14 protein-coding genes are annotated in these 15,183 nt (G+C 53.5%); 13 read left to right on the top strand and 1 reads right to left on the bottom strand.

All coding sequences use genetic code 11. From position 1 onward, the window contains the following. Positions 1-144: 144 nt before the first annotated feature. Complete coding sequence (locus VFE46_03640; GenBank protein ID HZZ27077.1) at positions 145-1,023, bottom strand: hypothetical protein; 879 nt, start codon at positions 1,021-1,023, stop codon at positions 145-147. 467 nt (positions 1,024-1,490) lie between these two features. On the opposite strand from VFE46_03640, the gene VFE46_03635 reads away from it, so the two are divergent. The 13 genes from VFE46_03635 to VFE46_03575 all read left to right on the top strand — a co-directional run. After that, the gene (locus VFE46_03635) at positions 1,491-2,507 is read left to right on the top strand and encodes a DUF1559 domain-containing protein (GenBank protein ID HZZ27076.1); all 1,017 of its coding nucleotides are present in this window, start codon (positions 1,491-1,493) and stop codon (positions 2,505-2,507) included. After that, positions 2,500-3,243 carry a DUF1080 domain-containing protein gene (locus VFE46_03630; protein HZZ27075.1) on the top strand — a complete coding sequence of 248 codons (744 nt, stop codon included), beginning with the start codon at positions 2,500-2,502 and terminating at the stop codon, positions 3,241-3,243. The genes VFE46_03635 and VFE46_03630 overlap by 8 nt, the downstream gene beginning before the upstream one ends. Positions 3,244-3,290: 47 nt before the next feature. Further along, positions 3,291-4,697 carry a PQQ-binding-like beta-propeller repeat protein gene (locus tag VFE46_03625; protein HZZ27074.1) on the top strand — a complete coding sequence of 469 codons (1,407 nt, stop codon included), beginning with the start codon at positions 3,291-3,293 and terminating at the stop codon, positions 4,695-4,697. 117 nt (positions 4,698-4,814) lie between these two features. Further along, complete coding sequence (locus VFE46_03620) at positions 4,815-5,984, top strand: alginate lyase family protein (protein ID HZZ27073.1); 1,170 nt, start codon at positions 4,815-4,817, stop codon at positions 5,982-5,984. An 824-nt stretch (positions 5,985-6,808) separates the two neighbouring features. Then, complete coding sequence (locus VFE46_03615) at positions 6,809-7,459, top strand: ThiF family adenylyltransferase (protein ID HZZ27072.1); 651 nt, start codon at positions 6,809-6,811, stop codon at positions 7,457-7,459. A 128-nt stretch (positions 7,460-7,587) separates the two neighbouring features. After that, positions 7,588-7,980 carry a dockerin type I domain-containing protein gene (locus VFE46_03610; GenBank protein HZZ27071.1) on the top strand — a complete coding sequence of 131 codons (393 nt, stop codon included), beginning with the start codon at positions 7,588-7,590 and terminating at the stop codon, positions 7,978-7,980. Continuing rightward, entirely contained in the window at positions 7,977-8,141 is a 165-nt protein-coding gene (locus VFE46_03605) for a hypothetical protein (protein ID HZZ27070.1), read from the top strand. Before VFE46_03610 ends, VFE46_03605 begins: the two co-directional genes overlap by 4 nt. Before the next feature lie 681 nt (positions 8,142-8,822). Continuing rightward, positions 8,823-8,966 (top strand): hypothetical protein, encoded by a 144-nt coding sequence (locus VFE46_03600; GenBank protein HZZ27069.1) that lies wholly within the window; start codon positions 8,823-8,825, stop codon positions 8,964-8,966. A gap of 780 nt (positions 8,967-9,746) precedes the next feature. After that, positions 9,747-10,349, top strand: a complete 603-nt coding sequence (locus VFE46_03595) for a sigma-70 family RNA polymerase sigma factor (protein ID HZZ27068.1) — start codon at positions 9,747-9,749, stop codon at positions 10,347-10,349. Between the two features lie 21 nt (positions 10,350-10,370). Further along, complete coding sequence (locus VFE46_03590; GenBank protein HZZ27067.1) at positions 10,371-11,945, top strand: serine/threonine-protein kinase; 1,575 nt, start codon at positions 10,371-10,373, stop codon at positions 11,943-11,945. After that, positions 11,942-12,535 carry a hypothetical protein gene (locus VFE46_03585; GenBank protein HZZ27066.1) on the top strand — a complete coding sequence of 198 codons (594 nt, stop codon included), beginning with the start codon at positions 11,942-11,944 and terminating at the stop codon, positions 12,533-12,535. The genes VFE46_03590 and VFE46_03585 overlap by 4 nt, the downstream gene beginning before the upstream one ends. 375 nt (positions 12,536-12,910) lie before the next feature. Then, positions 12,911-14,242, top strand: a complete 1,332-nt coding sequence (locus tag VFE46_03580; GenBank protein ID HZZ27065.1) for a thioredoxin family protein — start codon at positions 12,911-12,913, stop codon at positions 14,240-14,242. Between the two features lie 747 nt (positions 14,243-14,989). Then, positions 14,990-15,183: hypothetical protein (locus tag VFE46_03575; GenBank protein ID HZZ27064.1), on the top strand; the 194-nt coding region annotated here is incomplete at its 3' end.

The following is a 15,183-nucleotide window of genomic DNA, read 5'->3' as shown; positions in this document are numbered from 1 at the left end:
CAACGATACGAATTGGCTGGCCAGCGCAAAGATAAGCCGACCCTTCTTAATAGCCTGAGGCTGCTGGATTCGGACAATCCTGGCATATTGCTCAAAGGCTCGGATACTGAAGCGGGCAGGTCTGCAGCTACATAACGCCCACTTTCAGAGCAAGTTCTTATGCCACCTTACATTAAGGAGGCTTAGCAAACAGGCGCCACCCAGTGCAAACGCCGATGGTTCTGGAACCGCCAACGTAATTTGCGAATCAATGGACGACAGGGAACTGGTTTTACTCAACGTGATAATACTTCCCGTACGAGGCACGTCCCAGGTATTGTTCGCCAAGTCGTATGTGCCGGTTAGCTGCGTATAGCCGTTGGTAGGAGTGTCTGGGAAAAGAAATGTGTTATTGGGCGATGACGGATTTCCAAATACCGCTGACGACGAATAATGGTCGTTATCTGATACAGTGTAACCGCCCCCCGGAGGCGTCGGCGGCAACGCAGTATTAACCATGGTTCCATAGAAGAGGGCATCAACGGGGATTGTGGTCGCAGTTAACGATGAAATCGGACCGCCGAAGACAGCAAGTCCGTCAGCGGTCGCTCCATTTCCCATCACTCCACCCGCAGCCGTGGAAGCATTTCCTAAGCCTCCATCGCCCCCGGTGGTGCTGGTATTTATGGCACGAATCCAATTTTGGCCAGAAATATCAGTCGAGCCGCTTCCGTCAATCGTCTTTCCAGAGCCACCGACGTAAAAAACACCACCCGGTGCGACGGTTCCCGACGAAAGATCGAATCCGTAGGTAAAACTCGTGCTGCTGGCAAACCCTTCCACCCATCCATTGGTCGAGGCGGTACCGTTGCTGGCCCACACGACACTATACGGCGTCACGGAAAAATCAATTGATTGCGTGGCTTTCAATTGGACATATTCAAATGGATTGTCATTTCCAGCCGTGTCGGCCAAATAGCCAGAAATGACTATGGGTCCGGCCTCAACCAGATTTGATCCTGCTATCTGCAAAACAGCGATCAATGCTGCCGTTCCGATAAGACTTCGCCACGAGCAAAACGCGATCAGCAACCGAAGCGCAGCAGCGCAGTGCGGAAAGGACATTCGATGCGCTTTCAAAAGATGCAATGCGGTGGAAACGACCAAAACAACTCCCACAAAGCCCCCGCTCTGTCCCGAATGGCCTGTTCCAGCATTTACAATAGCTCATTGGCCTTGGTTTAGGACAGGAAATGGACCGCAATATAATGGGCAGATTCCTCCTTGGCATTGGAGCAAGTCCCAATCATCTCAGAAAGTGCTATTTCTACGATAGTTAGGGGCGAATCTAGTCGTCTCATGCGGCAATATCCTGCCCGCGGTTGAGGGAACGTCAGATCGCATCAATTGGTTCATGCGAAGCCAGGGAGAATACGTCGCTCAGACTCTAGGGGCGATACGGAAAACATACTTGCTGGTTGCGGCTAACCCGCCATTACGGAAGGCGCATCATGGGAACGGTCCGAACATCTCGAGCATTTACACTGGTCGAGTTGCTCGTGGTGATTGCGATTATCGGCGTGCTAATCGCACTGTTGCTGCCAGCAATTCAGGCCGCACGGGAGGCGGCTCGGCGAGCGCAGTGCAAGAACAATCTCAAACAGTTGGGGCTGGCGTTGCTAAATTATGAGGGCGTTTACAAACATTTTCCGGCTGGTATCATCCAGGCCAACCCCACGCCGCCGGCAGTCAAGCCCGATACCAACTTGGGGAATTGGGGCTGGGCCGCGCAAATCTTGCCATTTGTCGAATTTCAGCAAACGTACAATGCCATAAACGTGAAAACGATGGATTTGGCCACCTCGCTGAATGCGTCTGATCGCTTGGCTAATATGCAGCAAGACATGCCCGGATTTCGTTGTCCATCCGATGGCACAGTTCCACAGCAAAACAATCAGCGATTAATTCAAAACACCTCCGGAATTGGCAATGCGCTGGCAACATCAAGCTATGTCGGCGTTAACAGCAGTTCCGAGCTGCGGCGCGATCCCGGCCCTCCTGGCAACAACGCCAATGGCATTTTCATCTGCAATAAAGCCTTTCGCATCAAAGATATTATTGACGGCACCAGTAAAACGGCCATGGTTGGGGAAAGGTCCTGGGAAGTACCACTCGGGGACGGTATTGTTCCCGGCAACGCGGCGGTAGTTTTTGGAGTGCGCGGTGTACGGGAGGCATCCGAAATTGGCTTGGCTGATGTGCTAGGTTGCGGCAAATACCAAATGAACTACTCAACTCCGCTCGCTGTCGATCCAAAGGCCAATTCATACGCGCAGCGCGCTTTTTCCAGCCGACACACAGAAGGCTGTCATTTTCTTTTGGTGGACGGCGGCGTCCATTTCATTTCTAACAGCATCCAGGGCGATTTCGGCACAAATCAGCAAACCATTACGGATACTGTCGACAGCCCTTGGGAGGCGCTGCTGGGTATTAACGACTCTTATCCCTTAGGCAATGCCATTGAGTAAACATCCTTTGGAGCGCGCGACGATGCAGCGGGCATGCTTTGTATTCTGTGTTGGCTTGATGCTCATGCGGCCCGCGGTTGGTCGCCCCGCTGATGCCGCTACGCCCGTCGAATCGTCCACGTTAAATGTGCAGCCGCCAAAAAATGCCATCGTGCTATTCGATGGCAGTAATCTTGACGCTTGGGCCAAGCAAAAAACTAAAGACTGGGAAGCAAGCGATGGACCGGCCGCTTGGAAAATACTTTCCGACGGGGTGCTGGAAGTGGTTCCTGGGATGAATTGCATTATCACGAAGAAGAAGTTCAGCGACTTCAAGCTGCACATTGAATTCCGCTTACTTGGTCCCAAAACCAATGGCGGCATTTTTCTAATGACGCGCTACGAACTGGGCATCAACGAGAAATTTGGAGACGCCGAAGGAACTCCCTGCGGCACATTCGAGAATGTTGTGCCGGCAATCAAGCCAAGCAAGATTGCCGCGCTGCCGCCTGAGCAATGGCAAACATTCGATGTCGATTTTCGCGCGCCGCGATTGGGCGCGGACGGAAAGACCACAGAAAATGCTCGTGCCACGGTCAAGTTCAATGGCATTTTGATTCATGACAATGTTGAACTGGGCGAGCGCAAAGGCGCTTCCAAAAGGCTGCCCGATGTCACCTCTGCCCCCCTCATGCTGCAAGAACATGGCACGGCATATCAATTCCGCAATATCTGGATTGTCGAGCAGAACAATTGACTCTCCAATCTCTGCGTTTCAAATCGGCCCACTGCAAGCACTCCTCCATGGCGAATTCGCTGCAGCAATTCCAGACTTTGCGATCGTTAAGTAGTTTGCTTCTGTGCTTGGCGTGGATCGCGCACGCTCAAGCCGACAGTTTTACTGCCGAGCGATTTGATAACTGGCACCAATGGCGCGGACCAAATGCGGATGGGTTTGCACCGCATGCCGATCCACCCCTTCACTGGGATGAATCGACGAATATCCAGTGGAAAGTAGACATTCCTGGTTCCGGCAGTTCTACGCCGATTGTTTGGGGTGACAGGATTTTTATTTTGACCGCCATAGACACCGACCGGATGCCGGACCCAGCAATCGACTCTACGGTAAATGATCGGCCGGCAATGCCCGCCCCGCGCCGTGGTGGAAAAAAAGGGCCTGGCGTCGAGCCCGTTACTACTCCAACGCCGAACACGGTTTACCAGTTCGACATTTTATGCCTGGACCGCAACAATGGCCAATTGCTATGGCGCAAGACGGCTGCGGAGGAAGTTCCGCAAGAAGGACATCACCCATCGCATGACTACGCGTCGGCGTCTCCTATTACAGACGGCCAACAATTATATGTGTCGTTCGGTTCACGAGGTCTTTATTGCTACGATCTGGACGGAAATTTTCGGTGGAAGCGCAGCCTAGGGCACATGCAAACCAAGCGCGGGTTCGGAGAAGGAGCATCGCCGGCGTTATATAGATCTTCACTAGTCGTAAATTGGGACCATGAGGGGGAATCGTTCATCGTTTGCTTCGACACGCAAATGGGGAACGAAAAATGGCGTACGCCGCGCAGCGAGGGGACAACGTGGAACACGCCTCTCATTGTCGAAGGCGGCGGCGCGGTCCAAGTCATTATCAATGCCACCAACCGTACTCGATCCTATGATTTGACAAACGGTCAGCAAATTTGGGAATGCGGCGGGCAGGTGCAAAACCCTATTCCGTCGCCTGTTGCGCGCAACGGAATTGTCTATTGCACTTCCGGGTACTTGGGCTACATCGTCAATGCAATTCCATTAACCGCCCACGGTGATCTCACGAAATCGGACCAGATTGCATGGCATTTTGAAAAGGCCTCTCCTTACATTGCTTCCCCATTGCTTTGCGACAACTTGCTGTATTTCACGAAAGCTGAAAACGCAATCCTTTATTGTCTCGACGCCGATACGGGAGCCGTGGTTTATGGCGACCGGCGGCTGCCAGATTTGGGCACCATTTACAGTTCTCCCGTGGGGGCTGCCGGAAAAATATATCTCACGGGCCGGGAAGGCACAACCCTTGTTCTGGGCGCCGGCGCCCAAGGCGAAATACGCGCCACGAATAAACTCGATGAGCAAATCAATGCCTCGCTCGCCTTGGCGGGCAAGCAGTTATTTTTGCGGGGCGACAAGCATTTGTATGCAATTAAAGAGCATTGAAGGCAACCCAAATTTGACGGATGGAAAAGGTGACCGATGAATTCAAATTGCTATGAGCGCCGTATCTCTCATCGCGTAGTTCGTAGATTGGCGGCCGCGCTGCTTACATCAATCGGCATGTCGTTCGCATATGCGGAGAATCCACCGGCGGCTCAACCCACTTCAACGATGGGCGCCAAAAAATCGGCGGAAGGTTTTTTTCATCCTGGCGTTTTGGTCAACCTGCAGCAATTGGAATTCATTAAAGCGAAAGTTGCCGCACAGGCAGAACCATGGAAATCCGCATTTGAAGCAGCCAAAGCGAGCGAATTGGGCTCGCTTCAATATATGCCTCATGCTTGGAAAACCTGTGAATGCGGTTCGTATTCGCGCCCTGATTTGGGCTGCAAGGATGAACAGCACGACAGCGAAGCCGCGTACACTCAAGCGCTGTTATGGTTCATTTCCGGAAACGAAACGTACGCCCGAAACGCCATCGCGATTATGAACGCCTGGTCTGGGAATCTGCACGGCGGGCACACGAATTCTAACGGACCGATCCAAGCGGCATGGTGTGCCGAGCAATGGCCGCGCGCGGCGGAGATCATTCGATATACCTCTGGTGGCTGGAGTGCGGACGACGTTGCGCAGTTTCAAGATATGCTAGTCAAGCAATACTTGCCTTCCATCGTCAATGGGAGCGGTGAAAACGGAAATAAAGAACTGGCCATGAGCGAAGCGCTGATTAACATTGGCGTATTCAATGACGACCGCGCCACGTTTGATGCCGGCATCAAAATGTGGCGCGGCCGAGCGCCAGCATACATCTACTTAACCACGGATGGTCCCACGCCCCTCAAAGCGGCCAATCACGACGAAATGCCCATTTGGGGAAATAAAGGAAAGACGACCCCTCTGGTCGACGGACTGTTGCAGGAAAGCGTACGTGATTCGCAGCATGCCAATCTGGGACTTGCTGCAATGGTAAATGCCGCCGAGACCGCTCGGCAGCAAGGAATCGATTTGTACAAAGAACAGGGCAAGCGCATCATGGCGGCGCTAGAATACCAAGCACAGTTCTTGCCGCCAAACCATGCGCCGACGCCGGAAAACTTAAGCTTTCACGAGCACCCAACTTGGAAAATTGCCTATAATCATTTCCACAATCGCATGGGCTTTGAACTACCAAAGATCGCGGCGGTGATTGCCAAAAATCGACCGACGGGCGTCAATCATCTGATGGCCTGGGAAACATTAACGCATACCGACGTGGGAGCCGTAGGTTTACCGCCGGTAGAGAAACAATAAGCAAGTCGGGTCTGTATTGATTAAATGATCGATCGTCTTTGCTTCCGCTTTACCCCGAAGAAATCGTTTGCATCGTTTACTTCGCGGCAATTGCGTTGCAAAGCCGCGGCGCAATCAACAGATTACCAAATCTGATAATGCCACATTATAGTTAGATTTGACGAAGTCCTGCGTCAAGCAGGCTCCCTAAGACAATCTGTTTTAGCGTGTTCGCACATTGCGTCCGACGGGCTGTCGCTCCCTTGCGGGAGCGCGGTCCAAGCACTGCTTCTGTAGATCCAGAGGTTATTCACCCCTGATTGGCGGTTTTGAGGAAAGCAGTTTCTTGACGCTCGCGCGTCGTTCAAATTGTCAGTTTGGCCGCTATCGGGCCGTCAGGGATTCCTTCATTGAGTTTTGAGTTAGCCTCCTCACAGGGAGGGACAGCCAATTATCTTAGCCGCGGGTGTTTCACCTGGCAAATGGAAGCGCCCCAGAAATCACCTGGCCCGAATCCCTGTCGGCTCTCTCTTCATTTCCGAAGCATTTCAGTGCGGCGCTCGATATAGGTGATCCTAAAAACCTGCCATCTAAATTCAGGCCGGTTTTGCTGGCATATTAAGTGGGAAGACCCATAGCTCTTGGCCTACCTCAACGACACGAGCTGCAGTGGAATGTGCATGGCGGTCTAATCCATGTCCGCTGCGCAGTACCCCATTATGGCCATGAGTACGAACTGCACTCATCGTCGTTCAGTTCCGCCCGAGGCTCTCACGACAGTCGAAATTGATTGATTCCTTCGAGTCATCAGCCCATCCAAATTTGATTCCAAAAGGAGGCCCACCTTGAATGCAAGCGTCGTCTTGGTCCTATCGTTAGCAACCGCCGTGTTAGCCGTTGCCTTACTGCGCGAACGCCGGCTGCGGCTGGCGCTATCGGACGGCAAGTGGGCTTGCAACTGGCGGCCCTCGGCGTGCGGCGGCTGGGGGTTAGTGGATTTTGACACGGTCGAGCTGACTAATATTACCACCCAGGGCTATGCCGCCAGAGACATCGGCCAATCGAAGGTGCTGGCGACGGCTGCGGCGATTAACCGAATTGATCCTGGAATTTGCATCACCCCGATGCGGGATCGATATCGACCGAAGCTTGAAATTGGCGCAGTGGTCTTTTGTTGCGTCGATTCCATCAATACGAGGGCTGCCATTTGGCGGTCCGTTCAAAGCCGTTGTCGCTTCTGGGCCGACGGCCGGATGCTGGGAGAAGTGCTTAGGATCCTGGTGGCCGCGGACCTCGAGGGACGGCGTCATTATCCGAGCACATTGTTCTCGGCGACCGAGGCCCAAACGGGCAATTGCACAGTGCAAAGCACGCTGTACGCCGCTAGCATCGTCGCGGGGTTGATGATTCATCAGTTTACACGCTGGTTGCGTGGAATCGCCGTGGATCGAGACGTGTCAGTGAATCTGTTGGCAGGCGAATGGTCGGTTTTGTGAAAGTTTGCATCGTTGTACTTTAAAGCCCTCACTGGGGCCGCCTTGCGGGGGCGGGTCAGGGGGCTTTTTTTAGCAATCATGAATTCGATTAGGGTACCCTCACCGCAACCACATTTACCACTCTAAACTTGCCCACGTTAGGCGGCCGCATCGTATGGGACACTTCGCAGCTTTACACATCGGGCACGATAAGCGTGACGGCTACCTATTTGGCCGGTGATTTTAATCGGGATGGCCACATCGACGCTGCCGACATTCTGCCGATGGAGCAGGCGCTGACAAACCTCAACAGTTACAAGGCGATTTATGCCCCTGATCTTAGCGATACGCAACTACTGCTCATCGGTGATCTCGATGGCGATGGCAAATTCACGAACGCCGATTTGCAATCGCTGTTAAATCTTCTCCTCTCTGGGGGCGGATCAACTACTCCCGTCCCCGAGCCTAGTGCGTTCGTGCTGGGCGTGGTGGTGATAAGAGGGCGGCGGCGACTTCGCATTTCGGCTATAATCCACCCATGAGTAACAATGAACAAGTAGCCGAGTTGGAATTGATGATCGCTCAAATGGAAGGGCAAATCGAAACGGCCGAGCGGCTAATTGAGACTTGCAAGATTCAGATTGCAAAACTCCGCGAACGTGTCGTGCAAATCCGCTCGCTGCAGGATGCCACGCGAGAATAATACCGCGCGAATTTTATCGCGGCGGGATCGACGGCTTGATCGGCCGTGGCGGCGGGGCATGAACCGGTTGTGGCTGTGCCGGCATTTGATTCTCCGTCTTTAATTTGGGGCGTCGAATCATGTTTTTGTCGCCCCGCCCGGCTGCTTGATTCTCATTGATAAGACTTCTTCGACGGCCCCTCCGTTGCACCGTTGGGAATTGATTTCAACATTTCTAACAAGCCGATGGAGCTTACGGAATACGACCGGTTCCCGATGGTCACTTTTGCAAGTGAATGCGTATCTTGGTGTAATCCAACATGGGCGTCGTGAGTACTGCTCCTGCCGGAATGGCGGTTGTATTGAATCAAACTGCCTCGGCCTCGACCATAAATTCAACCCCGTCTATCGCGCTGGGCCTAGATGAATTGTTCGCAGCCTCAACGAAGGCAGCAGTGGTTTCTCCTACAGTAACATCAGGTGCTGGTACTGCGCAATGGATCGAACGTATCCCCAATGCTGGAGCGGGAAGCGTAAGTCGCACAGTCGCGGCGGGATTCGTTTGTCGACCCTTCGCCAATGACCGACCTGTGGACGGACAACGATATCTCGGCCGTAAGCGATGAAGTATTTGCTGGCCTCGACAGCGATTTACTGTAATTACAATTGCGCGAACGTCGGCGCACTAAAGGTAGTAGGCAAGTGAATTTCTCCGAACCGTTCATCAAACCACCATTTTTGGAACGATCGTCTGCTAACCTTCTGATGGGCTACCTTGTGCGCGTCGGGCGCATCGCCCAGAAGCGCTGGGACGATGAGACGTTTTTGAAGGAATTCAGTCCGTAGGTACGAGTCAATTTCGAAACTTTTGTCCTATGACCCCTACCGTGCGAAACGCACAGACTCGGTTGGAATTGCCACCGAGAAAAACATAAACCTTCACCTGGAAAGGTTTTGCGATTTGTAAGTGGGCGGCCCCGGACTCGAACCGGGGACAACTACCGTGTGAGCGAGTCTTGTCTCAGCGATATCCCGGCTAAAATCGAATCAAGATCCTTCCAATTCTTCCAAATCTTCCACTGTTTTACAAGGATTCTGACGACCATTCTGACGGCCACTTATCGACGCGAATGAAATGCATGGACTAAGACGGCGGTCCCCCTCGGCGGAACGGAATGTCAACAATCTCGCGTTTGACGTTTGTTGGCACTTTGAATTCCAACACGAATTTGGACACTCGATCGCCCGACGATTGGTGGCCAACGCGACGTCTGGCGTCGACGGTCGTCAAACCAAGTCTTTCCGGAACAAAGTCAAATCCAGCGGCCCCATTAACCCGATCGGAACGTAATCGCAAGCAAATCCGCCTGGTTCAACGCAAAGGCAGCGTGGAGGCGGTGACACACGAGCACCACCCACTGTCATCTAAGTAAGCCGATGACTTCAGCGGTCTTAAAGCACGCCTGCCACACTCTCTCGTTTATTGTGGCAAATTCTTGCAATATTGGCGATTACACGACCATGTTCAGTCATTTCTTGTTTTCTGCGAGCGCGATTTTTTATGCGAGAAAGATCAGGTCTTGGTCCGTGTGTTTATATTAGTAGCTGATGGCAACGACTCGCTCTATGACGAATTTCCCCGAGACCAGAGCCAGTCTCATCCTGAGAATCGCCAACCGCGGCGATGCCCAGGCCTGGGATGAGTTCGTGCGCGTATATCAGCCGGCAATCTATCACTTGGCTTGCCGTCAGGGTTTCCAACACGCGGACGCAGAGGAACTGGCGCAAGAGGCCATGTTGGCGGTTGCCCGGGCCGTTGAGCGCTGGGCGCCCGATCCCCAGCGTGGCCGCTTTCGCAATTGGTTGTTTCGGATTGCCAGGAACCTCTCAGTAAATTTTCGGAGCCGTCGCAAGCACCAAGTGTGGGGCACCGGGAATTCAGGAATGCAATCACTGTTTGACGAGCAATGCAATCGGAAAGAGGCTTTGTCGCAGTTCTTCGAGCTTGAATACCAGCGTGCTGTGTTTCAATGTGCGGCGAAGCATGTGCAGAATGAAGTGAAGGAAAAAACTTGGCAGGCGTTCTGGCTGAGCACTATTGGAGACGAGCCGATGGCCGAGGTCGCCCGGCGGTTGGACCTCTCTATCGGCGCGGTTTACATTGCTCGTAACCGCGTGATCGCGCGCTTGCGGATCGAGGTTCGGCGAATTGAAGATGCGGCAAATTAGACTTCTGCAAAATCGGCGGCCATGAACGATTCTAGAAATCAGCCTACATGTCAGGATGTGCAGCTTGAAGTGCTGCTGTTCGGCGATGAACAAAGCGCCGAATACCAAGACTCCGCAAGCCATGTCGAATCGTGCCGACACTGCCAAGAGAGGCTTGCGGAATTGGCGGCCGAGGAAGGCGACTGGGCAAACGTGCGCACGATGCTTCGCCGCAATAAGCAAGAGACCATGCCGAAAACGACCGGCGAACGGAGCGATTCCGATTGCGAACCCCCCGCATCCACTCGGCCCATGAAGCTCGACTTCTTAGCGCCTCCATCACACCCGGAAATGCTCGGCCGGCTTGGTCGCTATGAGATCGCGCAACTGATTGGCGCCGGTGGCATGGGCATTGTATTCAAAGGCTTTGACACAGAATTGAACCGCCCAGTGGCCATTAAAGTGTTGGCGCCACATTTGGCGCACAGTGGTCCGGCGCGGCAACGCTTTGCTCGCGAGGCGCGCTCGGCTGCCTCGATTGTCCACGAGCACGTAGTCGCAATTCACGATGTCAAATCCGAGCACGTGGCGCCCTATCTCGTAATGCAATACATCGCTGGCCGCTCACTGCAACAACGCGTGGATCAGGAAGGACCATTGGCTGCCGTAGAGATTCTGCGGATCGGTTTGCAAGCAGCAGCCGGCCTCGCGGCGGCTCACGATCAAGGCGTGATTCATCGGGATGTGAAACCCGCGAATATTCTGCTGGAGAACGGCGTGGAACGCGCGATGCTGACCGACTTCGGTCTAGCGCGCGCAGCCGACGATGCTACGCTTACGCACAGTGGAATCATTGCCGGCACCCCAGACTACATGTCACCCGAGCAAGCGCGCGGGGGATCCGTTGACGCCCGGTCCGATCTGTTTAGTCTGGGAGCCGTGCTCTACTTCATGAGCACCGGGCATCCGCCCTTTCGGGCCGAGCAGGCAATGGCTACGCTGCACCGGATTTGCCACGATCGGCATCGAAACGTGCAAAACATCAACCCGAGAGTTCCCGACGAACTAGCTGACGTGATCGATCGGCTGCTCGAAAAGAAGCCAGGTCGTCGCTATGCCGCGGCCGACGAAGTGCAGCAGTCGCTTGCGCGGGCTTTGGCCGCCATCCAACAGCCATCGCCTTGGCGTGGGCGCCGCTGGCTACGAAGACTAAACCGCAGGCGTTGGCAGCTTTTGGCCGCCGCCAGTGTGTTGCTTTCCGTTGTCGCCGTCGGCTGGCTTGCAGGCTGGCTGAGTCCAAAGGCTGATGCTGGGCGCGCGGGCAAACCACTTGAAATCCAAGAGTTGGCCGTGGCGAATGAAGTCCTCGCCGGTCGGTTCCGCGCCGATCAAGCCGATATGGCCCGCATTGCGGACGAGCTGACAGCGATTAACCGATCAGTGCAACAGATTGAAAGCAGTGCATCTGAAGAATCGCTATCAGTTCTATCGTTGGGCGAATCGTGGCAGTTGGGGCTGAAGGCCGCTGCTGCGGAAGCCGCCCGTTTGGAGGAACGCTGGACACATGAATCGAACGACGCTTTACCTCTTAAATCCTTCACAGGAGAAAAACCATGAACAAGCCAATGACTGCCCTGATCGCGATCGGCATTGCCAGCGGAGCGATGGCGATCAATTCAGGCCGAAGTCAAGACTCTGGCGTCAGCACCAATACGTCAAGCGCGCCACGGTTGCCAAGCCGGCAGAACTCCGCCAGCGTGAGCGTATCAGGCGTTTCTGGCGCCAGTAATTCGTCGAATGGGAATTCCACTAGCACTGGCGGCGACCCAGCCATCGCCGCCATTCGCTCGGAAATCAAACAATTGACAGACCAACTCCGTCAGGCCGTCGACGAGCCGACGAAAGCCGATCTTGCCAAGCAATTGGAAACCGCGGTCTCGAAGTATTTCGATGAAGACCTGAAAATCCGCGAATCTCAATTATCGAAACTGGAAGCGCGCGTTACTAATCTTCGCAGCCAGTTGGAACGCCGGCGCAAGGCCAAAGGTGACATCACACAACTCCAAACTAAGGTGCTGATCAACGACGCCGATGGCCTCGGGTTCTCGGGCGCGTCGCTGCTGGATGACCATAATCCGCCCGCTGATAAGGCGCGCGAGGTTGTAAATCGGGCAACGCCTGTGGCTCCCTCTTTGCCGGCCCGGTGAACTGGCTAGTACTTCCTGTTCAATCGTGAAGCGAAAGTCTCCTCTGACGCGCGCAGGCGCGATTGATCGAAGCGTTACTGAAACGATTCGCCAATGCTCTAGAGCGGATTTCAAAACCTACCTGCCTTCCGAACAATCAAAGTTGTTTCAACGAAACTCGATGCAGGCATTGCTGGCAAACGAGGTCTTGAAACTGGCTTTAGGAAGTTATCTATGATCAATCACCACCCCGCGGAGAAGCAAATCGAAGAATTATTACAACCATGAGAAAGAATGGCCTGTCTTGGCGTGTGTTGATGTAAGCAGTGCAACACCTACCATATCTTTCCTTGTCATGCATCCATTGCAGTGGCAAAACTTCGCGAGGAGTAAAGCATGAACGCCAAGAATTTGATGACGACGTTTACTATTTTGGGGCTTAGTTTTGCGATTGCCGCAAACGCAGTGGCGGAAGATCCGAAACCAGCGCCTTCACTGGTTAAAGAGTTGGTCACCGCCGTCGGCCAAATGCAACAAATTTACGGACTGATTGACAAGCTGGACCAGCAGCTCTCCAAGCCCGGACCCGAGGCTGATCAATTGGCCGGCGAACTTCTCGGCTCGCTGGACCAAATCGAACGACACCCGGAAGTTAATAAATACATCCACGCGATCGTGGATCAAAAAAAAGAGCGACTAGCGGCGCAACTCTTCTTGCGCGTTGGACGAGCTCAACTGGCGGCAGGCGATTGGGGACGCATTGTTATCGGGCAATTGGTGGTCGAAGATGGGAAAATCGAGCCGGAAATGGTGCAGGCGCAAATGCCCATTCTGCAGGAAGGCTATTTTGCGGACGAGATCAAAAGCATTGATCTGCCGATTTGTTTTCGTGCACGGGGCTATCGCGATCTAGACGTGCAGCTTTCAAGTTACAAACACAGCTTGGCGAATGTCGACAAGGTCGTCCTTCGGCCACTGCCGCCCGAAGAGCGGGTCACGCTCAAAGGAACCGTTGCATTGGACGGATCATCCGACTTTAAGTCTGTCCAGCTCTATGTAGATACGGCAATGGGACCACTGAACACTCCCAGTGGCGGATACTCTCCACGGGCGAGCTGGCCAAAACCCATCACAGTACCCGTGTCCGAAGCGGGTGAGTTCACGGTTGAAGGGCTCAATCCCAGTGAAGTCACGGTGTTCGCCACCGCACCGGACCACGTCAATCAGTATAAAAAAATAGTGATGCTGTCGTCCGATCATCCCACAGACATGGGCGAGCTGCGTTTAATGAAATCCGATCTAGGTTTCTACGTGGGCAAAGCTGCCCCGGAAGGGGAGCTTAATTGGGAGAGTGATTATAGCTCCGCCTTAAAGCGGGCCGAGGCGGAGCACAAGCCACTGATGGTAATGATGACCGCCACTTGGTGCGGTCCCTGTAAAATGCTGGAGAAAGAAACGCTTAACGATCCCTGGATTCGATCGTTTCTGTCGCGCTTCGTGATCGTCAAAGCTTGCGAAGATAAAGACGTCGAAAAAAAATATGGAGGCGGCGCCTACCCGACGCTGATTTTTGCCGATTCCTCAGGCAGGCAAATGTACCGATGCACCGGCTACAAACCGGCATTCACTTTTGCGCAAGATTGCGCCAAGGCATTTGATTCTTTGTCGATCGAACAGCCCGAGGCCATAAAGACGCTCCTCGAGAAACAAATCGTCACGCTGAAGTAGTTGCGAATTCTCGACTGTTCAAGAGAGCATTACCTTCACATTCCTGCCAGACCATGCAGCAATGTTAGATACCTACGTTCTGCCACTGTTTTTCGCAAAGCGAAATGCTACTGATCGTTATGCCGGAACAAGATACGTTGTACATTCTGGGCCGCCAGCAAGGACTTGGCAAATGGTTATTTATGCGCCTGCACCTGCCCGACCCAAGAAGGCTAGCCACATAGAAGTCCCAACAGTTCATCAGCGCTTGAGACTTATCAACAACGGACCGTTTTTGGAATGGTATTCGCGTGTCTTCCAATGAGCTGCTTTATGCATCGCCGAATTGCTGGGTCAATGCGAAGTTTTCGAAGGAGTTTCAATTCGTAAATCTCGAAGCCAATTTCGAAACTTTTCCTGTGACCCCTACCGTGCGACATCGAAAGAACGGCGGATGCCTGCAAAGCGAAAAGTAACTCACGTTAGTCAACCGAACTTTGACGTCCGATTCGATAAGCAAGTGTTCCAGATGAAGAAATCACTCGGGAATTTGCGAGTGGGCGGCCCCGGACTCGAACCGGGGACAACTACCGTGTGAGCGAGTCTTTTCTCAGCAATATCCCCGGCTAAAATCGAGTGAACACGCTTCCAAATATCCCAAATCTTCCACCGTTTTACAAGGATTCTGACGACCATTCTGACGACCACTTATCGACGCGAATGATATGTATTAACACGTCGGTGTGTCGGGCCGGCAAGTGAAAGTGCATGAACTTCGAAGCTGACCAGCTCGAAATCGCCAGAAATACGATCATGGGCACCGTAATGGGAACTATGACCGGACTTGCGACCTATTTGCTTTTGCGCTTGACGAGGGAGCAGACCAAGACCAACGCGATTAGACTGCTCGACCGATGGCAAAAGCTTACAAATGACGCGGGCGCAACAGTAACATCGTCCGA

The sequence above is a fragment of the Pirellulales bacterium genome (assembly GCA_035656635.1).
Classification (GTDB): domain Bacteria; phylum Planctomycetota; class Planctomycetia; order Pirellulales; family JADZDJ01; genus DATJYL01.
The sequence above is the reverse complement of the archived record's forward strand: the minus strand, read 5'-3'. Positions and strand labels throughout refer to the sequence as shown.